The organism is Bacillus sp. AK25, from assembly GCF_048270685.1.
Lineage (GTDB): Bacteria > Bacillota > Bacilli > Bacillales > Bacillaceae > Bacillus > Bacillus altitudinis.
The window spans coordinates 268,664-287,688 of the sequence record NZ_JBLUWC010000001.1; the positions used below are offsets into that span (position 1 = coordinate 268,664).

The 19,025-nt window shown below is 42.1% G+C and carries 21 protein-coding genes; 15 read left to right on the plus strand and 6 right to left on the minus strand.

Annotation, left to right across the window (positions count from 1 at the left end; all coding sequences use genetic code 11):
• Positions 1-7 precede the first annotated feature (7 nt).
• The gene (locus ACNO7B_RS01495) at positions 8-535 is read right to left on the minus strand and encodes a DUF1453 domain-containing protein (RefSeq protein ID WP_417901067.1); all 528 of its coding nucleotides are present in this window, start codon (positions 533-535) and stop codon (positions 8-10) included.
• Between the two features lie 93 nt (positions 536-628).
• On the opposite strand from ACNO7B_RS01495, the gene ACNO7B_RS01500 reads away from it, so the two are divergent.
• Positions 629-1,558 carry an aldo/keto reductase gene (locus ACNO7B_RS01500; RefSeq protein ID WP_008342143.1) on the plus strand — a complete coding sequence of 310 codons (930 nt, stop codon included), beginning with the start codon at positions 629-631 and terminating at the stop codon, positions 1,556-1,558.
• A 35-nt stretch (positions 1,559-1,593) separates the two neighbouring features.
• Here ACNO7B_RS01500 and ACNO7B_RS01505 read toward each other — a convergent pair whose 3' ends face one another.
• A complete protein-coding gene (locus ACNO7B_RS01505; RefSeq protein ID WP_235701417.1) occupies positions 1,594-2,388 on the minus strand; it encodes a sensor histidine kinase in 795 nt (264 codons plus the stop codon).
• Positions 2,389-2,570: 182 nt separating this feature from the next.
• Positions 2,571-3,272: a LytR/AlgR family response regulator transcription factor gene (locus tag ACNO7B_RS01510; RefSeq protein ID WP_007498366.1), complete on the minus strand. Its 702-nt coding sequence runs from the start codon at positions 3,270-3,272 to the stop codon at positions 2,571-2,573.
• Between the two features lie 160 nt (positions 3,273-3,432).
• Here ACNO7B_RS01510 and ACNO7B_RS01515 point away from each other — a divergent pair, with 160 nt between their 5' ends.
• From ACNO7B_RS01515 to ACNO7B_RS01530, 4 genes are all read left to right on the plus strand, one after another.
• The gene (locus ACNO7B_RS01515; protein WP_007498365.1) at positions 3,433-4,173 is read left to right on the plus strand and encodes an ATP-binding cassette domain-containing protein; all 741 of its coding nucleotides are present in this window, start codon (positions 3,433-3,435) and stop codon (positions 4,171-4,173) included.
• Positions 4,173-5,354 (plus strand): ABC transporter permease, encoded by a 1,182-nt coding sequence (locus tag ACNO7B_RS01520; RefSeq protein ID WP_050826896.1) that lies wholly within the window; start codon positions 4,173-4,175, stop codon positions 5,352-5,354. Before ACNO7B_RS01515 ends, ACNO7B_RS01520 begins: the two co-directional genes overlap by 1 nt.
• Before the next feature lie 172 nt (positions 5,355-5,526).
• Positions 5,527-5,838 carry a hypothetical protein gene (locus ACNO7B_RS01525; RefSeq protein WP_017366552.1) on the plus strand — a complete coding sequence of 104 codons (312 nt, stop codon included), beginning with the start codon at positions 5,527-5,529 and terminating at the stop codon, positions 5,836-5,838.
• A 42-nt stretch (positions 5,839-5,880) separates the two neighbouring features.
• Positions 5,881-6,114 carry a hypothetical protein gene (locus tag ACNO7B_RS01530; RefSeq protein ID WP_227820658.1) on the plus strand — a complete coding sequence of 78 codons (234 nt, stop codon included), beginning with the start codon at positions 5,881-5,883 and terminating at the stop codon, positions 6,112-6,114.
• 29 nt (positions 6,115-6,143) lie between these two features.
• On the opposite strand, the gene ACNO7B_RS01535 is transcribed toward ACNO7B_RS01530, so the two are convergent.
• The gene (locus ACNO7B_RS01535; protein ID WP_007498351.1) at positions 6,144-7,205 is read right to left on the minus strand and encodes a DUF4352 domain-containing protein; all 1,062 of its coding nucleotides are present in this window, start codon (positions 7,203-7,205) and stop codon (positions 6,144-6,146) included.
• Between the two features lie 539 nt (positions 7,206-7,744).
• Between ACNO7B_RS01535 and ACNO7B_RS01540 the strand changes: the two genes are divergently transcribed.
• Together ACNO7B_RS01540 and ACNO7B_RS01545 are read left to right on the plus strand one after the other, a co-directional pair.
• Positions 7,745-8,173 (plus strand): cell wall hydrolase, encoded by a 429-nt coding sequence (locus tag ACNO7B_RS01540; RefSeq protein WP_008342138.1) that lies wholly within the window; start codon positions 7,745-7,747, stop codon positions 8,171-8,173.
• Positions 8,174-8,285: 112 nt separating this feature from the next.
• Entirely contained in the window at positions 8,286-9,068 is a 783-nt protein-coding gene (locus ACNO7B_RS01545) for a glucose 1-dehydrogenase (RefSeq protein ID WP_417901068.1), read from the plus strand.
• A 19-nt stretch (positions 9,069-9,087) separates the two neighbouring features.
• Here the strand turns inward: ACNO7B_RS01545 and ACNO7B_RS01550 are convergent, their stop codons facing one another.
• Together ACNO7B_RS01550 and ACNO7B_RS01555 are read right to left on the minus strand one after the other, a co-directional pair.
• The gene (locus tag ACNO7B_RS01550; RefSeq protein WP_417901069.1) at positions 9,088-10,128 is read right to left on the minus strand and encodes an acyltransferase family protein; all 1,041 of its coding nucleotides are present in this window, start codon (positions 10,126-10,128) and stop codon (positions 9,088-9,090) included.
• A gap of 212 nt (positions 10,129-10,340) precedes the next feature.
• Complete coding sequence (locus ACNO7B_RS01555) at positions 10,341-11,333, minus strand: LLM class flavin-dependent oxidoreductase (protein WP_019743835.1); 993 nt, start codon at positions 11,331-11,333, stop codon at positions 10,341-10,343.
• A 416-nt stretch (positions 11,334-11,749) separates the two neighbouring features.
• Here ACNO7B_RS01555 and ACNO7B_RS01560 point away from each other — a divergent pair, with 416 nt between their 5' ends.
• The 8 genes from ACNO7B_RS01560 (at position 11,750) to ACNO7B_RS01595 (ending at position 18,999) form a co-directional block, all read left to right on the plus strand.
• Positions 11,750-12,352 (plus strand): TerD family protein, encoded by a 603-nt coding sequence (locus tag ACNO7B_RS01560; protein WP_008342134.1) that lies wholly within the window; start codon positions 11,750-11,752, stop codon positions 12,350-12,352.
• A 20-nt stretch (positions 12,353-12,372) separates the two neighbouring features.
• Positions 12,373-12,954, plus strand: coding sequence for a TerD family protein (locus tag ACNO7B_RS01565; protein ID WP_008342133.1), 582 nt, complete (start codon positions 12,373-12,375; stop codon positions 12,952-12,954).
• 41 nt (positions 12,955-12,995) lie between these two features.
• Positions 12,996-13,574 (plus strand): TerD family protein, encoded by a 579-nt coding sequence (locus tag ACNO7B_RS01570; protein ID WP_007498343.1) that lies wholly within the window; start codon positions 12,996-12,998, stop codon positions 13,572-13,574.
• A gap of 140 nt (positions 13,575-13,714) precedes the next feature.
• On the plus strand, positions 13,715-14,494 hold the full coding sequence (locus ACNO7B_RS01575) for a TerC family protein (protein ID WP_008342130.1): 780 nt from the start codon (positions 13,715-13,717) through the stop codon (positions 14,492-14,494).
• Positions 14,495-14,576: 82 nt separating this feature from the next.
• A complete protein-coding gene (locus ACNO7B_RS01580; RefSeq protein WP_417901070.1) occupies positions 14,577-15,770 on the plus strand; it encodes an HpcH/HpaI aldolase/citrate lyase family protein in 1,194 nt (397 codons plus the stop codon).
• Positions 15,754-17,085 (plus strand): phosphoribosyltransferase family protein, encoded by a 1,332-nt coding sequence (locus ACNO7B_RS01585; RefSeq protein WP_417901843.1) that lies wholly within the window; start codon positions 15,754-15,756, stop codon positions 17,083-17,085. The genes ACNO7B_RS01580 and ACNO7B_RS01585 overlap by 17 nt, the downstream gene beginning before the upstream one ends.
• Entirely contained in the window at positions 17,078-18,187 is a 1,110-nt protein-coding gene (locus ACNO7B_RS01590; protein ID WP_017358589.1) for a cysteine protease StiP family protein, read from the plus strand. The genes ACNO7B_RS01585 and ACNO7B_RS01590 overlap by 8 nt, the downstream gene beginning before the upstream one ends.
• Positions 18,184-18,999: an HAD family hydrolase gene (locus tag ACNO7B_RS01595; protein WP_417901071.1), complete on the plus strand. Its 816-nt coding sequence runs from the start codon at positions 18,184-18,186 to the stop codon at positions 18,997-18,999. Before ACNO7B_RS01590 ends, ACNO7B_RS01595 begins: the two co-directional genes overlap by 4 nt.
• The last annotated feature ends 26 nt before the right edge of the window (positions 19,000-19,025 follow it).

Below are 19,025 nucleotides of genomic sequence, written 5' to 3' on the forward strand. Positions count from 1 at the left end.
CTGTCAGTTAAATGGCTGCAGATGCTTTGAGGGCCATATATTTTTTAAAAAGGATGAACCGCAATCCAATCATGCTTCCGACTGGCAGTAATGTCAGGCCATTTGCGAAGATCATCAGCGAATGACCGCCGTCTTGAACAAATAAGCCAACTGCCATACGTATCAGGATAACCCCAATGAAAAAAAGGGTTCCATAGAGAGAGCTTGCGGCAGTAATACGCCCTGACTGACGATCAAATGTTACTTTATATAGTGTACCTCTCCATAGCCCGATTGCAAAACCTACAAGTACAAAGACTGCCATTACGAGCAGGCCCGTAGCAGTGATTTGCACATGCTGCATGAATGAATAAGAAAGAACAGCTAATAAAATCATCGGACCTATCAGAAGTTTGATTGGACGAACTTCTTTTTCCTTGCCTGACCTTAAAAGTAGAATGGCGATGATGATCACAATTTGAATGGTCATGTGAAGAACCTCTTTTCGTTTAAGTATATCTTCATCATACGAATCTTTTTCTTTCAAAGCGTCCACCTTCAGATTGATTTTCAGAGAGCAGAATACTTGAATGTTGAAAATGATTCATGGGAAAATAAGGATGATTAAGCAGATAAGGGAGATGAGCTTTTGAAAAAAGTAACGCTTGGACGAACTGATTTACAGGTGAATCCGATAGGGCTTGGAACAAATGCAGTAGGCGGGCATAATTTATTCCCGAATCTGAGTGAAGATGCAGGGCGGGAGCTAGTAGAAACTGCTCTTGATCATGGTGTCAATTTCTTAGATTCTGCTTTTATTTATGGGCTGGGCCGTTCAGAAGAATTGATTGGCGAGATCATTGCCAAAAGAGGCGGCAGAAAAGAACTGGTTCTTGCGACAAAAGGGGCTCATAAAGAAGTAAACGGACAAATCGAACTGGATAATAGCCGTGATTTCTTAAGACAGCAGGTCGAAGACAGCCTGAAGAGGCTGCAAACTGATTATATTGATTTGTACTATATGCATTTCCCAGACGGTCGCACGCCGCTGGATGAAGTAGCCGGTACTTTAAAGGAATTGAAGGATGAGGGGAAAATCCGGGCAATTGGGGCATCAAACCTTGATTTTGAACAGCTTCAAACCTTTAATCGAGATGGATACCTAGACGTGCTTCAATCAGAGTATTCTCTGCTGAAACGTCAGGCCGAGCAAGACCTTCTCCCATACTGCGTGGAGCATGGGATTTCCTTTATCCCTTATTTTCCATTGGCGTCAGGCCTGTTGACCGGGAAGTTTACAAAGGATGCGACATTTGATGATATTCGAGCAAAGGACCCGCTTTTCCAAGGCGATGCTTTCCTTCAAAACCTCGAAAAAGTAGACAAACTGAAGGCCATTGCGCAATCAAAACATGCCGAAACAGCACATGTAGCGCTGGCGTGGCTATTGGCGCAGGATGGCATTGATGCCATTATTCCTGGTGCAAAACGAGCCGAGCAAGTCTTACAAAACTTGAAAACAAACGATGTTCAATTAACAAAAGAAGAAATCAACGAAATCGATCAGATCTTTTCTTAATATAAAAAATAAGGTGCCAAGCAGCACCTTATTTTTTATGCCATTGTGAGAGGAATCTTGATCACGAGCCTCAGGTTTGGAGAACGATACGTAAAATCAAGCGTGCCGTCTGCCTTTTCAACAAGCTGATGAATGATATAAGTACCCATACCTTGATGATCACCGCCTTTTGTCGAGCGGCCAAACGTTTTGAACAGATGATCTAATACGTGTTTTTCCATTCCCTTCGTACTGTTTTCACAATGAATCAAAAAGAGCCCGCTCCGTATGGAAGTCATGACCGAGATGCTTCCTTCGTTCCCAGCTTGCTTCGCTTCAATGGCGGCATCTAATGCGTTATCAAGCAGGTTGCCAGTAAAACTCACCTGATCCGCTTTAGAAAAAGGAAGAGAAGAAAAGGGTGCTTGAAGATCTAGTGAAAGGGCAATCTCCTCTTTTTCAGCCCGCTGGAAAAAGGAATGAAGGGTGGAGGCCAAATAAGCATTTTCCCCTTTGATCCAAGGGAAATGTTTCACGTATTGCTGAATCAAATCTTTGATCTCATGCTCGTCATTCGATGCGGAAAAGGCATTTAAATGTCTAGCTGTTTCATGGTGTTTACTTCGCAGCTCAAGCAGCAAGTCATTGGTTCTCGACTCAGCATGAATCAGCTCTTGAAGCCGTCCATTTAATCGTTGCTCCGTTTGCATCATTTTGATGGAAAGGAGATCGGCTGTCAAAATGATGATGACAGTTAAAAGATGGCTTAGTCCATTTCCGTGCGTGAGAAAAAGTGAAATGCCTGAGCAGGTAATGAGCACAAAAGCGCCTAATATCATGTAACCACTCATAACTAGCCAAAACCTTTTGTAAATGAAAAAGGTGTAAAGGCACAAGATGCAAAAGGTCAGAAGCCACACCATGCTTGATGACAAAGGCAGAACAGCGTTAGCAGCAGCATGAACTGCAAGACCCAGCCAGATGAGCGTATATATGCGAAATCCAAGATAGAAAGCGTTCACGTTCGTTCTCCTTAAAAGTAGTATTTCTTAAAATATTCTAATTGCTGCTTCGTCATCATGGCTTTTTTATCAGTCCCTTCAAAAGACACGATAAATGAATTTTTGGCATACGCCGAAAAGTTCTTGATGTAATGAATATTGATGATAAACGAGCGGTGGGAGCGGATAAAGTCTTTCTCAGCTAAATCACCTTTTAACTCGTTGAGAGTTTGGTATGTTTGAATATCTCCTGTTGTTGTGACAATGGTCGTCGACCTGCCAGTACGTTCAACAAAGATGACATCCTTTTTTTGCAGTACATGGATATCTGATTGCTGCTTGATGAGAAGCCGTCCGTGAATGCTTTTCTCCTGCTTGGTGGACATGTAGCGCTCTAAGGATTTGGCGATTCGATCAGCTTGATAAGGCTTCATAATATAATCATGGACATTCAAATCAAAGGCATGGACAGCATACCCACTGTTTCCTGTCACAAATACAACATCTACATTCAGTGCATGAGAGTGAATAAGGTCTGCTAATTCATAGCCTGACATGCCAGGCATCTCAATGTCTGCAAACAATAGATCAATGTCGCCCTGTTTGACCTTCTCATATGCATCCTCCGCTGACTGCGTCACAAAAACGATGTCAACGGCATCCATTCTGCCGACAATGGCATGCAGCTTTTCTAAATCCACTCGGTAATCATCGACAAGACCTACTTTTATCATAAAAATCACCTATGACTCTTCTTATTATTTGTCTATTTTACCATTTGTTTTTTAAAATGGATCATTTCAAGACAGAAAAAGGACGTTTCGCGACATTTTTATGTCAGACAGGCGGTATTTTTTCTATCATAGACGTAGATAGTCGAAAGGGGCGAATCAAATGATTACTCTCAGCGATTGTAGTTGCTGGTTTACAGATAAGAAAAAAGTCGTAAAGGCGATGAAACATATGACGTTCTCCGTGAAGGAAGGAGAAGTTGTCGGCATCTTAGGAGAAAATGGTGCGGGGAAAACCACATTATTACGCGCCGTTGCGACATTATTGGAGCCTACTCATGGAACAGTCAATGTTGCAGGCTTTGATACAGTCAAAGAAGCAACTGAAGTGAAGAAGCGAATTGGGGTCTTATTTGGCGGCGAGACGGGACTTTATGACCGTTTGACGGCTCGTGAAAACCTTGAATACTTTGGGAAATTATATGGCTTAGATCAGCATGAAATCAAAGCAAGAATTGAGGATTTAGCAAAGCGCTTCGGGATGAGGCAGTACATGGATCGCAAGGTAAAAGGATTTTCAAGAGGGATGAAACAAAAGGTGGCGATTGCCAGAACATTGATTCATGACCCTGACATTATTTTGTTTGACGAACCGACAACAGGTTTAGATATCACATCGAGTAATATTTTCAGAGAGTTTATTCATCAGTTGAAACAGCAAAATAAAACGATTCTATTTTCAAGCCACATCATGGAAGAAGTCAGCCTGCTTTGTGACAGTGTCATGATGATTCATCAAGGGGAGCTCGTGTACAAAGGAACGCTTCCAGAATTATATGCACAGGAACAAAGTGAAGACTTGAATTACATCTTTATGTCGAAGCTCGCAAGGGGGAATGCATAATGTGGAAAACCGTCTTTTTAAAAGAAATGACAGATTCGCTCAGAGACAGGAAAACGTTGCTCTTAACAGTGTTGATCCCTCTTTTGACAATGCTCGGACTCGTGTTTTTCTACGAAAGCATGATCGCTGATCCAGGCGATAAAACGTATACAGTCGCAATCAATGAAAAGCTTCCGTCCGATATGAATGACATGATCAAAGAAGTGAAAAACCTGAAACTTGAAACATTTGATGACCCGCAGCAAGCCGTTAAAGACGGTGAGGCAAATGCTTATCTAGAAATGCCAAAAGATGCAGGCGATATGCTTCAGCATCAAACATCGTTTGCCATTAAAGTCCATGGGTATCCAACAGATGATGATTCCGTGATTGCGGTTCAAATGCTGCAATCATTGCTTGAACAGTATCAAAACCAAGTCGTAGAAAAGCGTTTGGCACAGGATCAGATCAAATCGTCAGTGATTCATCCATTTGAGGTGCAATCGGTTGATGTGCAAGAAGGAGAGGACGGGGACGGAGAAAACGGTGTGACCACCATGCTGCTGTCGATTCTCCTTCCAATGATTTTAGTGACGTCCGTGATCTCAGGTGCTTTGCCAGCTGCTCTTGATATCGTAGCAGGTGAAAAGGATAGAAAGTCAATTGAAGCTTTATTCCTGACACCGGCCAGCAGACTTCAGCTTTTGATTGGAAAATGGCTAGCTGTTTCTATGTTTGGTATATTAAGTGGCATTGTGGCGATTGGTATGCTGCTGCTCTCTACATTGCTCTTTACAGAAAAGCTGAAACAAGCGCTGAACTTCGGAGATCAAGTGTGGAGCATCATCGGTGTTATGTTTGCGGCATTAATTATTTTCTCATTCATGGTATCCATGATTGAACTGCTGCTCAGTGTCGTTTCAAGCTCAGTGAAAGAAGCACAATCGTACATGTCCATGATCATTACACTAGGTGTGATTCCGATGTTTTTCACCATGAGAGCAGGCGCTATGCAGCTAGATACGTATTACTTTGCGATCCCATTCCTTAATATTCACGCACTATGCAAGCAATTGATGTTTGGCATCGTTGACCCAATGTCGATTGGCCTGACGCTCGGCTCCTCGGCGCTGACAGTGATGATCTTGTTTGTCATCGTGAGAAGTTTGTTTATGAAAGAGAAATGGATGCTTGCGAAATAGAAAGAACATTTCATTGATAGAAATGAAGAACTTGTAGATTTTTTCTACAAGTTTTTTGTTTTGTATGTTTAAGTGAGTGATAAAAAAGGGATCACAATGTGAATGAGGTGATAGAATAAAAATGCTCAGTCGTGTAAAATTGACTTCATTTCACTTAAAAGGGGTTTTGTATATGAGTGATCAATTAGAAGATGATGATGTTTTGGGGTTATGTAATATATATGCTCAGCAAACACATCATTTTGAAGCTTTCATTTTAGGGAATAAAAAAGGACTGATAGAATTGAGAAATGCAATTGATAGAGCTTTAGAAACAGGTAGTTCTGTTGCACATTTATTCCCATCTGACTATGAAGGCGATGAGCAAAGTTTCGAGAAATTAATCACTCCTTATGTAGAGGAATACATACAAGAAGATGATGCAGTTGATCCGATTGACATCATAAAAGGATATGATGCTGAAAAGGGGAATTCATCTTCATAGTATGTTGTATCCTTTTGTCAGTATAGGCCTTGTAATAAGGAGGTGCGAAAATTGCCCGCAGCTTTCAGTTATGGAATCACCTGTTTCATCGCTTTTCTACTAATCATTTTCGTTCTCACCCATAAAAAACTAGAAAAAAAACTAGATCTCACAATTTTGATCGTAGTAGCCACCACATTATTGATGGTGAATGTCTTGTGGGTGTGGGTCACCATTTTCTTCCTTACTTGCTTGTATGTCGGAATCAAATATAGACATCAATCGAAAAAAGACTAAAGAAAACCCCCGGGAACCGGGGGTTTTCTTTAGTTCTTGATGAACTTTTCAACCAATGAGCTTGTTTTGTAGTCGTTCAAATCAAGTTTCCATTGGTCGATATCGTTTTTCTTCATGTTCACTTCTACTGTTTCTTCAGAAGATGATGGTCCTAATTTTTTAAATTCATCTGGATAGATAGAAAGTAGATATTTCTGAGCATCATCATAAGATGCTGTACGGTTTTTGCTGTAGAATTCAGTTGCTTTTTCTTTTAAACGATCGACAAGCGGGCTTGCATCAATTGGTGTAAGTGTCACAGTCACGACAGCTTTATCACCGCTGATTGATTTTGTTTTCGTTGATACTTTTGATTTTTCAGCTAATGTTTCTTTCACAGCTTTTAGAAGCTTATCAAGGTTTTCGTCTTTTGCTGAGCTAGATGAAATACCAGAAGAAGAAATATAGCCTTGTTTGAATGATTTATCAAATTCGTTGACGACAGTTGATTTGTTATCACCTGTTAGTTTTTCGAAATCGTCATTTTTCTTACCAAAAATCATGACATCAATATAAGAAGAAAGGGCTTTTGCAGACGCTTGAAGTGTATCTGCCTTTTTCATCAAGTCTTTTCCTTTAATATCGAATTCTAGTGTTTTGTCATCTTTTTTCGATCCAGAACCAGGCTCTGTGTAAACCAATTGATAGTCTTTTTCTTTATCAACCACAAAGAAAAGACCACCTTTTGATACTTTACCTGCATTTAGAGAGCTTGAAGATAATACTTCGTTGTAGTCATCAGGAGAGATGGTAGACACCTGAGCGTCATCTTGGTAAAGCGTAAAGTTGCTTTTATCCACATTCAATGGTTCTTTGCTGATGTTTTTTACAGATACATTCACTTTTAGGACATACTGATCATCCTGAACAGATGTATCGTATTGAGGTGGTAAAGTGTACTCAGCACTTTCTACTTTTACTTCAGCTGCATCAAGAGATTTTTTTGTATCGCTTTCTTTCGCAGCAGTTTTGTCTTTTCCACCACTACAAGCAGCAGCGACAACAGTTACACACAAAATCAGAAGAAACAGGGATAATTTCTTTTTAAACATGAGATGTTTTCCTCCTCGGGTTTTATGGTGAATTTCATTGGAAAGCTTTAGTTCATATCGTTCTTTTTGCACAAAAAGAAAAATACTGTATGTTTTTTACTGTAGAATGAAGCGAAAGTACTGTCAATACCTCAGTGCGTTCGAAAGGTTCATCCACTTCAAGTAGTAAAAATGACACTATGTTGAGAGGAGAAATGTGTATTTTATTGTTTGAAATCTCCTGTAAAAACTCAACATTTTATATTTTAAGGTTTTGAGTCGGATTATTGAATAGGTTCAAATGACTGTTTTTGAAGAAGATGTAGCAAATAGAAGGATTTTTATGACTTGTAAATGAGTCGTTAGTAATGAATATTTTTTCCTGTGATGTGTATGATCACTAGGTTTGTGTGTTGTTGACATAGAGACACTTGTCCAGCGAAATGTTGAGGTATTTAGACAGGCTCTCGACACGGAATGTGTCTTTTCCCTTCAAAATGGCAGTCATCTACACAGAAACCCTACATAAAATAAAAGAGAAATGAATGGGAGGTGGATGTATGGCAGTGGTAAGAGCGACAAGCTCTGATATTGATTTAATGGCCAGACTGCTGAGAGCCGAAGCGGAAGGTGAAGGGAAACAAGGGATGCTGCTTGTAGGAAATGTAGGCATCAATCGTTTGCGTGCCAACTGTTCTGACTTTAAAGGGCTGCGTACGATTCCACAAATGATTTATCAGGAGCATGCGTTTGAGGCAGTCACGCATGGCTATTTTTATCAGCGAGCACGAGAAAGTGAAAAGACACTTGCACGGAGGAACATTAATGGTGAACGATTTTGGCCTGCGAAATTCAGCCTTTGGTATTTCAAACCGCCTGGAAATTGTCCATCCACTTGGTACAATCAGCCGTTTGTGGCAAGGTATAAGTCACATTGCTTTTACCAGCCCACAGCTGAAACATGTGAGAATGTTTATAACACCTTTTAGTTTGATGAACAGCACAATCCTTTGTATTCAAGAGGATTGTGTTTTTCTTTTTTTCAAAATGGGTAACCATTGTGTATCAACAAGATGAAGCACGTGATTGGAGGAAATGAGAATGTATCAAGACTTAAAAGGGAAAACAGCCATTGTGACAGGTTCTTCTAAAGGCATAGGACAAGCCATCGCATTGAGGTTTGGACAAGAACAAATGAACGTGGTTGTGAATTATAAAGGTGATGAAGAGGGTGCTGAAGAAACAGTACAAGCCATTCAGCAGCAAGGGGGTCAAGCGGTGAAAGTACACGCTGATGTCTCCAAAGAGGAAGGAATTCAGGCGTTAATGGATGCCGCGCTGGAGAATTTTGACGCACTAGACGTGTTCGTCAATAATTCGGGATTTAATGGTGAAGAAGCAATGCCGCATGAATTGACGCTGGAACAATGGCAAAAGGTCATTGATGTGAATATCACAGGCTCATTTTTAGGAGCAAAGGCAGCGATTGCCTATATGATGGAACATGATGTGAAAGGATCAATCTTGAATATATCCAGTGTCCATCAAGAGATCCCGCGTCCGTTTAATGTTCATTACTCTACTTCTAAAGGAGGAATGAATATGATGACGAAGACGCTGGCTCTTGATTATGCCGTAGCGGGTATTCGGGTCAATGCGATTGCACCAGGTACAATGGCAACGGAATCAAATGACGACCTTCAAGACGAACAGAAAAAACAAAAGCAGCTTGAGAAAATTCCAATGAGAACGTTTGGCGATCCGAAAGAGATTGGGTCTGCCGCTGCATTTCTCGTATCGAAAGAAGCTGCCTATATTACAGGTACTACATTATTTGTTGATGGAGGAATGACACTTTATCCATCTCAATTAAATGATGAATAATAGAAAAACATCCGCCCCATTAGCCGGCGGATGTTTTTTCTTTGTAGCGGTGTGCTGACTTTGCTGGTTTGCCGAGCAGCATAGGATACTTGCTCAAGAAAGAGATACATGGCACCATGAGCAGCAATGTACCGATCGTATAAAAGAGCGTCCAAGAAAGCTGCGCTGTATCAGAGATATTGATGCCTAGTCCGTAATAAACAAATGCCTTCATGATATCGATACCGGCAAATTGCAGGACGAGAATCACAATGGAATGACGTCCGAGATACGTCAATATCGTGGACGTTTTCAATTTGAAGCTTAAATAAATGACAGCAGCTGAACCGAGCAGTGCACAAGCATAAAAAATGAATAGATCTCCATAGTCATTGACCCGCATATCAATTCGTGAATTAAAGCTTTGCATATATGCAGTCAGTACAAGCAGACCTATACATAACAGAAGGGTAGGATCTGTTTTTAATTCCACAAACCATTGTTTTGCTAAAAATCCGATTGAATAAAACACAACAGCCGTTAACGCAACGTTGGCATTCCAAGGGAGACTCTGGTTTAACAATAGCGTGGAAGCATATCCGGCTCCACCGCAAAGGACGGTCAGTAAAATCAATACAGCTGGTTTTCCTTTTGTCAGACGATGCATCAAGAAAAACAACATTTCCACTAAAAAGAGTGTCGTTAAAAACCAGATGGCTGGGTTATGTGTCAGTCTTGCTTCATCGGCATTTGAAATGAAAATTCCCGTAAATGGAACGAAGGGATCAATATCTGTTTGCCCTTTAAAGGCGAAAAATCGGGTCACCGTGAACCAGAAAACGTACGTAATAATGGAGAAATAGAGATAAGGTAAGAGCAAGCTTTTCGCTTTTTTCTGTATAAATGACATAGCAGGTTGTGAAGATGATCGAAACATCATACCTGATAGTAAAAAGAAGAGTGGCATATGAAAAGAGTATATAAATTGCTTGAATGAATCAGGAATGGGTACATGTGCCATAACGACGAGCAGAATGCCGATTCCTTTAGCCGCATCCACCCAGTCGAGTCGCTTATTCAAGGCCAGTCATCTCCTTCCTTCTCAGCATTGTAAACCGTTACTTCATATGTACCTCTACTATATAAAAGGTACACCTACAATGCGTTTACAGTTCGCTAACGATTAGAAGACACATTTGCGATCAGATGACAGAAGGAAGCGTTTTGACATCTCGATGTTACATTTCCCATTTTTTATGACAATGTAAAAAAGAAGCCAACGAAAGATTGGCTTCAAAATAGTTCTGCGATTCGTTCAAAGGAACGCTGCTTTTCCATTGGATCAAATGAATTGTTTAATATCATGATCTCGCCTGTTTGATAGCGGTCCATTAAGATTTGCAGCTGTTCTTTCACTGTTTGCTTTGAGCCAACAATCATTCGCTGGCGGTTTTGTAACACTTTTTTCTTTTCTTGCTCAGTGTAATGATAGTTCTCTGCTTCTTCTATAGAAGGAACGCGACTGTCCAGCCCTTTTTCAACCCGAAGTAGCCATAAATCTGTACTGGTGGCAATGCGGCTTGCTTCCTCGTCTGTGTCTGCACAGATCACAAAGACAGCAAACATAGACTGAGGCTGACGTGAGAAAACGGATGGAGAAAAGTGTGACCGATACGCTTCAAAAGCTTGCCGGCCTCGTGCAGGATGAATAAAATGTCCGAAAATATAGTTGATTCCAAGTGATGCCGCCTGGATGGCACTGTTTTCCCCGAGTCCAAGCAGCCAGACTGGCGGATAAGAATCAATGAGCGGAGCCGCTTTCACTCCTGCATGCCGATGACCAGAAGGCAGGCTGTCAGATAAGTAAAAAAGAAGGTCCTCCAGCTGGCGGTCAAATTGAGACAGTTCTTTCTTCACGCCGTCTGTCAAAGCGAGTCTCGTCCGTTCAATTCCGCCTGGGGATTTACCAACCCCGATCTCAATCCGCCCAGGGTAAAGGGCTTCAAGCTGGCGGGTGACTTCTGCTACTTTAAAAGGGCTGTACTGCGGGAGTAAAATCCCCCCAGAGCCTGTGCGCAATGTCGATGTGTGTGAAGCAATATGTGCCATTAATATTTCAGGCGCTGTACTCGCGAGTCCTCTCGTGCTGTGGTGTTCAGCAAACCAATACCGCTCATACCCCAGTGTTTCCGCAAGCTTGGCCAGCTCTGTCGTATGAACCAATGTTTCTTGTGCGGATTGGCCTTTAGGGATGGCGACTTGATCTAATATATGAAGTGATGGCATATCAACACCCTTTCATCAATACGTTGAATTCTATTCATAAGTATAAAGAAAGACATGAACGGAAGGAAATGAAAGGGTTTATCACAGCTATGTACATGAATTTTCTATATCAACATATGAAGTGGATGCGCGCCCTGTTTTTAAGCGAGAGGCTGTGTAACGGGGATATTCGACAATGTTTCACATGAAACACTTCTTTTACGACATGAATCATTTTTGCCATGGATCTTTCTTTAAAAAAATATCATCATATTGAAACCTCTTTTATACATAGATCGTATATACTAGTAAATAGAAAAAAGAGTAAGAGGCTCCAATGTCATTTCATGAATTTTGTCGAATTTTCATGTATGATGATTTTAATAGGGTCCATCACTTAATAAATAGATTTTTATTATGCTGGAGGAGTGATTGATTTGGCGATTACATTAGAAAAAGGTCAACGTATTGATTTAACAAAAGGAAAAGCAGGACTAACCAATATTCTAGTTGGACTTGGCTGGGACCCTGTGTCACAAGGTGGCGGTTTTCTTGGAAAGCTGTTTGGCGGCGGAGGCGGCGCTGATATTGATTGTGACGCTTCAGTGCTGATGCTGAAAAATGATAAGTTTGTTGAAAATAAAGATTTGATTTACTTTGGTAACTTGAAAAGCAAATGCGGCAGTGTTGAGCATACAGGTGACAACCTGACAGGTGAAGGAGACGGAGATGATGAACAAGTCCTCGTCAACTTAAGCAAGGTGCCAGGCAATGTGAATAAATTGGTGTTCGTTGTGAACATTTATGATGCACTTAGAAGAAACCAACACTTTGGTATGATTCAAAATGCTTACATCCGAATTGTTGACCGTTCAAACAATCAAGAATTAGTGAAATATAATTTGAAAGATGAATATGCAGGTAAAACATCATTAATCGTTGGAGAGCTTTATCGCCACGAGAATGAGTGGAAGTTTGTAGCTGTAGGAAATGGTACAAACGATGCGAAGCTTGCCGATATTACGAGAAACTACATTTAATTAGAAGGGAGAGGTTCCTAGTGGGAATTTCTTTAGCGAAAGGTCAAAAAATTGATTTAACAAAAACGAATCCAGGTTTAACAAAAGTAGTCGTAGGTCTTGGCTGGGATGTAAACAAGTATGATGGCGGACATGACTTTGATCTAGACGCAAGCGTATTCCTTTTAGATGCAGCAGGGAAAGCAAACTCTCCATCTGACTTTGTCTTCTACAATCAAACAACTGGCGGTGGCGGAAGTATCGTACATACAGGCGATAACCGTACAGGTGAAGGAGACGGAGATGACGAGCAGGTCAATGTTGATCTTTCAACTGTACCAGCAAGTATTGAGAAAATCTCCTTCGTCATTACAATCCATGATGCAGAAGCACGCAGCCAAAACTTTGGACAGGTGTCTAACGCTTACGTCCGTATTTTAAATGCGGCATCAAATGAAGAGCTCATTCGCTATGATTTGGCAGAAGACTTTTCAATTGAAACAGCGATTATTGTAGGTGAATTATACCGTCATGGCGGAGAGTGGAAATTCTCAGCTGTTGGATCAGGCTATCAAGGCGGACTTGCCCGCATTGCAACAGACTTCGGCTTAGATATCGGGTAACGCACGTTTTCATATTTTCAGAAGATAGGAGAGATACGAATATGGCGATTCAGCTTTCAAAAGGACAACGTGTCGATTTAACGAAAACCAACCCAGGGCTGACAAAAGTGATGATCGGACTTGGCTGGGATACGAATAAATATTCAGGCGGAGCCGAATTTGATTTGGACGCTTCGGCTTTCTTAGTAGATGCAAACAATCGTTGTCAACAAGACACAGACTTTGTGTTCTATAATAATCTGCAGCATCCAAGCGGTAGTGTTACTCATACCGGTGATAACCGTACGGGTGAAGGAGATGGAGATGACGAGCAAATTCTCGTTGATTTCTCGAAAATTCCTGCTAACATTGATCGTATCGGAATTACAGTGACGATTCATGATGCAGAGGCACGTAGCCAGAATTTTGGACAAGTCTCTAATGCATTTGTTCGTGTTGTAAATGAAGAGGGCGGGGAAGAATTGATTCGTTTTGATTTAGGGGAGGACTTCTCAATTGAAACAGCTGTCGTCGTATGCGAACTATACAGACACGGCAGCGATTGGAAGTTTAACGCAATCGGAAGCGGATTCTCTGGCGGACTTGCAGCTCTTTGTCAAAATTATGGGTTAGAAGTGTAAAGAGAAGAAACAACTTCATTCAAGAGGCGCTGCCAATGACTCATATGAGGGTATTTTCCAAAGTGAGAAAGAAACAGCGATCAAGAATAACAGCAGGCGAAAGCCTGCTGATGCTTCTACACTTATAGGAGGAAAACCAGTTGGACATTTTGAAACATATGTTGGACACGTATGCCTCGTTTTTTGATTGGCATATGTGGGCAGAGGTATTAACAGACCCTGTCTCTTGGGGGCTTATTGGGACCCTTGTCGTGCTTGAAGGTTTGTTGTCAGCGGATAACGCACTTGTATTAGCTGTAATGGTGAAACATTTACCTGAAAAGCAGCGTAAAAAGGCATTAACCTACGGATTAATTGGCGCTTATTTCTTCCGTTTTCTATTCATTGGCGTAGGGATGCTGCTTATTAAGTTTTGGTGGATTAAGGTTCTAGGCGCTGCATACTTAGCTTGGCTGGTCATTAAGCACTTCTGGTTAGGTGACGGAGATGACGAAGCGAAGGAATTGAAAAAAGAAGGCTGGATGATTCGTGTATTTGGCGTCTTCTGGGCAACTGTTATTTCTGTAGAAATTATGGACCTTGCCTTCTCGGTAGATAGTATTCTTGCTGCATTCGCTGTATCTGAGGAAGTATGGATTCTTCTTTTAGGTGGAATGCTTGGAATTCTCATGATGCGTACAGTGGCACAATTATTCCTTGTACTCATCGACCGTATACCTGAGCTTGAGAATACGGCATTTATTCTCATTGGAATTATTGCCATCAAAATGGGCTTAAGTGCTGCTCATATTGAAATCCCGCATCTTGCATTCTTTGCGATTATTATCCTAGCGTTTATCGGAACGTTTATTGTTCATAAAATCAATAAGAAGAAGCATCAAGGTGTAACAAACGAAGCTGCGGCTTCAAAAGAAGAATAGGACGATCAAAAAGGAATGGAGTTGACTAGCGGCTCCATCCTTTTTTGAATCATCAAGTCATTACAACAGGAGGTGGCACTGCATGCGATATTTTCGTTTTTTATCAGAGACGAGACAGCACGATATTTTTTTTAAGCGGCCGGCGGCAGTTCATTCATTGACGCCAAGGCATGTACTTGCGCATGCATTAGGTGCTACTTTGTATATGCCTGCGACTAGACAGGATGTAGCAGACATGCTGCTTTCGCAGAAATATGAAGCGCTTTGCTCTGTTGTGTTTTGCTTGGAGGACGCCATTGGTGATCAGGAAGTGGACATGGCTGAACAGAATATAGTGGCACAATTGACCTGCCTTTCTGAGACAATTCATCACTCTCCAGAAATAGCTGAGCATTTGCCGCTTTTATTTATTCGAGTTCGTTCGCCCAAACAGCTGCTCAAAATGGCAGATTTGCTCGGCCCCTCTCTTCATTTACTGACTGGTTTTGTGTTTCCAAAGTGCTCCGTTCACAATGCAAAGGAATATGTGGACAGTTTGAAACAGGCTTCAGCACAAACTCAGAAAACACTATACGGAATGCCCATTTTAGAAACACCAGATTTATTAGAAAAAGAAACGAGATATCAGGTGTTGTCTGAGTTAAAGCAGATCATGCTGAATGATGAGGAATATATTTTGAATATTCGCATTGGGGCAACGGATCTGTGTGGATTATACGGCATTCGCCGTGATCGCGAGACCACCATTTATGAGATCAGAGTCATTTCTGAGTTGATCACAGATATCATCAATTATTTTGGTCGTTCATTTGTGATATCAGGTGCTGTATGGGAGCATTTTGGACCGGCACGAAAAGAACAAAATCCATTCATCCGTGCAATTTCTAAGAGCGGTGAATCTTCCTCATCTGAACTCGATCATATGCAAGGTCTGCTCAAAGAGACAAAGCTGGATGTGGTAAACGGTATTCATGGCAAGACAGTCATCCATCCAACACATCTCAAGCCAGTTCAAAGCATGTACGTTGTCACAAAGGAAGAGTACATGGATGCATTAAGTATTTTAGAGCATGCAGATGGTACAGTCGGCGTGATGAAGAGTACCTTTTCTAATAAAATGAACGAAACGAAGCCGCACTATCGCTGGGCGGAAAACATTTTAATGAAGTCAGACATTTACGGGGTGTTTCATGAAAATAGAAGCTATATCGACATACTCACAGAAGCAGAAGCCGCATACGCTGAACATCTTGGAACATATGGAGGTGGAGCTTAACCTCAAAGAGGGTACGCTTCAGCTTGAAAAAGAACATCTTTTTGACATGGCGGCACGGGTGAACAAAAAGAGAGCCTTTTTATTTGTTAGCAAGGTGCTCGGGAAACATATGCCTGTTCACCCGTTGAAACCACTCCTCGTCTCAGGTCTTTTGGCAATGGCTTATGCAAAAGAACAAACAGGCAAGACGCCCCCGCACCAAGACTGTGTAGTAGATGCTCTAAAAACGGATGATCATGCTAAGTTAATTGAAGCCTATGCAGCGCTCAAACAAGAGAAGCTGCCGGCAAGTAACGAGCCGATAGTAATCGGCTTTGCTGAAACGGCAACTGCGCTTGGTCATGGTGTGTATGACGTCATAGAAGGAGCATCTTATATCCATACAACACGTGAACAGCTGTTGGATCTTGATCCTTCACTCGTATTTGAAGAGGAACATTCTCATGCGACAGATCAGCTTTGCTATGCAGACGACGCCTTACTTCGGACGGATCGCCCGATTGTGCTAGTAGATGATGAGGTCACGACAGGCCGGACAAATATGAATATCATTCGGGATCTGCACGCAAAGCACCCTAGATCCTCTTATACGATTCTATCCATTTTAGATTGGAGAACAGAGGAGCACGAGGAAGCGATGCTTCAGCTTCAAGAGGAGCTAGGGGTAAATATCACATCATTATCTTTATTAAAAGGGCAGATGATGTTTCGGGGAACAACGCTGGATGAGCCTGCTTATTCGTATGAAATTGCTACGCAAGAGAAAAGACCTGAACTCTCTTTTCATTCTCTTCAATCCTTCTTTAAGCAAGTGCCATATTCACTTTCCCATGCAGTCAATCCGGCGGGGCATTCGCCGTATATCCATGAAACAGGTCGTTTCGGTTTAAGCGCAGCGGACACGGATGCCATTGATCAAGCAGCTGCTGAGGCTGGGCTGAAGCTTCAGCGAGAACGAAAAGGAAAACAGACACTCTGCTTAGGGACAGGAGAATTGATGTATGTGCCGATGAGACTTGCAGCTCATATGGGCGAAGGTGTCCTTTTTCATTCGACGACAAGAAGTCCGATTCATCCAGTTGAAAAGGAAGGGTACGCTGTTCAAAACGGATTCGCATTTTTGAGTCCAGAGGATGCCCGCATTCAGCACTACGTGTACAATATCCCTAAAGATCAGTACGATGATGTCTTTTTGTTTTTTGAGAAAAAGGTGTCTCAAGAAGCTTTGATGCCGCTGATCCACTTATTTGCCGAGCGGCATGTGAAGCATGTGCATATTGTGACTTTATCAGATGAGGTGAAGGTGAATGGCTAACGTGTATACAAAGATGGGAAGCTATCCAGAGCAGGACGTAACCTTCTTACTCAAGGATTTATCATCGATTGAGATGGAGAAAAGTACAGAAGAGCGGGAGCGCTCTATTCAAAGCGGTGCCCATTACTCAGAAATGCTGCCAATTGAATATAAGCCGACGGCATCTTATATGGACTTATTCTATCAATCTCTTGAAGAAAGTAAGCAAAAGGTAGCGGAAGCCGTAGCGATTGTCGCAGAACAAATTGTGAAAAAGCGAGGATTTCAAACCGTTCTGTGCAGCTTGGCACGGGCTGGGACACCAATCGGGGTGCTCATTAAACGGTATATCAGAAAGACGTATGGACTCGATTTGCCGCATTATAGCATCTCTATTATTCGTGACCGTGGAATAGATGAGAATGCGCTGCATTATATCCTCAAAGAACATCCAGGTTTTGAGATTGCCTTTATTGACGGTTGGACTGGAAAGGGTGCTATTTCCAAAGAGCTTCAAAAAGCGGTGCTCGATTTTGAACAGAAATATGGAATTCGTCTTTCGAGTGAGCTGGCTGTGCTGGCTGATCCTGGTTATTGTACGAGTGTTTACGGAACGAGAGAGGATTTCCTCATTCCAAGTGCCTGCTTGAATTCAACGGTCTCTGGTCTAGTTAGTCGAACGGTGCTAAACAACCGCTGGATCCATGCCGATGATTTCCATGGGGCTAAGTATTATGAAGAGCTCATTGATGAGGATGTCTCTAATTTGTATGTCAATACAATTGAAGAAGCGTTTTCTGAACTTGATGCAAATGTAAAAGAGAAAGCAGAGACCCTTCTCGCACAAGGAACGCCTCCTGACTGGCGAGGGATGACCTCCATTGAAGCGATTGGTCAGGAGTTCCAAATTGACAATACGCATTTGATTAAGCCGGGCGTCGGTGAGACGACCCGTGTGCTGCTCAGAAGAGTCCCTTGGAAAATACTTATTCAGCCTGGATCTCGGGAGAAGCTCAAGCACATTTTACTACTCGCAGAGGACAGAGGCGTGCCCGTCATTGAATATGCCAACATGTCCTACACATGCTGCGGACTCATCCGCCCGTTGGAGCAATCGTCATGAAGAACATCGCATTTGCCAGTGATTTAGACCGGACACTGATATACTCACATCGAATGCTGGAGCAGTATGCATACAAGGGAGCATACGAATTAATTGAGGTGCTAGACGACCGGCCGCTTTCCTATATGTCTATTGAAACGAAAGCCTCCTTGCAGGCAATTCATCAAGCAGGCTGGTTTATCCCAGTGACGACAAGAACGACAGCACAATTTGAACGAATCACTCTCTTTCAGCAAGAGATCAAACCAGAGTATGCCGTCACGACAAACGGCGGCTGTATCCTTCATCATGGTAAGCCGCTTGAGGAGTGGCAGGCGATTGTAGATGAGAGACTGCAAATGTGTATGCCGGTGAGAGATATGCTGCGGGCGATCTCTGAACTTCCGGTTGCCGCTTGGGTGAAACGTACTCGAACAGCTGAGGGAAAATTTCTTTATTTAATTATGAAAGACGAGTTTCTTTCTCATATTCCGCTTGCTGAATTAAGGCTGTGGGGTGAGGAGAGAGGCTGGCAGGTTTCCCTTCAGGGCCGGAAGCTATATTTTATTCCAAAGCCGCTCAATAAGTGGGCTGCTGTTGCTTTTCTAAAAGAAAGGCTACACCTTGAATATGTATATGGTGCGGGCGACTCCTTGTTAGATGCTGATCTCATACGTCAAGCAGATAAAGGCTTCGCTCCGAGTCATGGGGAAGTCTTAGATGTTGAGCTATCGTTTGAACCGACGACAGCCTCTGGCATGGCGGCGGCAGACGAAATCGCCGCTTCTGTCGCAAAGAAGATGAACACAGCAAAAAAGCCTTCGATTCGATAGCAGAAGTAGAAGGCTGAATGATATGA

Excerpts from the sequence above, each read along its gene's own strand:
- ACNO7B_RS01585 (WP_417901843.1), top strand. The coding sequence starts at position 15,754 with ATGGAGGTGGAGCTTAACCTCAAAGAGGGTACGCTTCAGCTTGAAAAA.
- ACNO7B_RS01580 (WP_417901070.1), top strand. The coding sequence starts at position 14,577 with ATGCGATATTTTCGTTTTTTATCAGAGACGAGACAGCACGATATTTTT.
- ACNO7B_RS01545 (WP_417901068.1), top strand. The coding sequence starts at position 8,286 with ATGTATCAAGACTTAAAAGGGAAAACAGCCATTGTGACAGGTTCTTCT.
- ACNO7B_RS01555 (WP_019743835.1), bottom strand. The coding sequence starts at position 11,333 with ATGCCATCACTTCATATATTAGATCAAGTCGCCATCCCTAAAGGCCAA.
- ACNO7B_RS01505 (WP_235701417.1), bottom strand. The coding sequence starts at position 2,388 with ATGAGTGGTTACATGATATTAGGCGCTTTTGTGCTCATTACCTGCTCA.
- ACNO7B_RS01515 (WP_007498365.1), top strand. The coding sequence starts at position 3,433 with ATGATTACTCTCAGCGATTGTAGTTGCTGGTTTACAGATAAGAAAAAA.
- ACNO7B_RS01535 (WP_007498351.1), bottom strand. The coding sequence starts at position 7,205 with ATGTTTAAAAAGAAATTATCCCTGTTTCTTCTGATTTTGTGTGTAACT.
- ACNO7B_RS01520 (WP_050826896.1), top strand. The coding sequence starts at position 4,173 with ATGTGGAAAACCGTCTTTTTAAAAGAAATGACAGATTCGCTCAGAGAC.
- ACNO7B_RS01540 (WP_008342138.1), top strand. The coding sequence starts at position 7,745 with ATGGCAGTGGTAAGAGCGACAAGCTCTGATATTGATTTAATGGCCAGA.
- ACNO7B_RS01525 (WP_017366552.1), top strand. The coding sequence starts at position 5,527 with ATGAGTGATCAATTAGAAGATGATGATGTTTTGGGGTTATGTAATATA.
- ACNO7B_RS01570 (WP_007498343.1), top strand. The coding sequence starts at position 12,996 with ATGGCGATTCAGCTTTCAAAAGGACAACGTGTCGATTTAACGAAAACC.
- ACNO7B_RS01590 (WP_017358589.1), top strand. The coding sequence starts at position 17,078 with ATGGCTAACGTGTATACAAAGATGGGAAGCTATCCAGAGCAGGACGTA.
- ACNO7B_RS01510 (WP_007498366.1), bottom strand. The coding sequence starts at position 3,272 with ATGATAAAAGTAGGTCTTGTCGATGATTACCGAGTGGATTTAGAAAAG.
- ACNO7B_RS01595 (WP_417901071.1), top strand. The coding sequence starts at position 18,184 with ATGAAGAACATCGCATTTGCCAGTGATTTAGACCGGACACTGATATAC.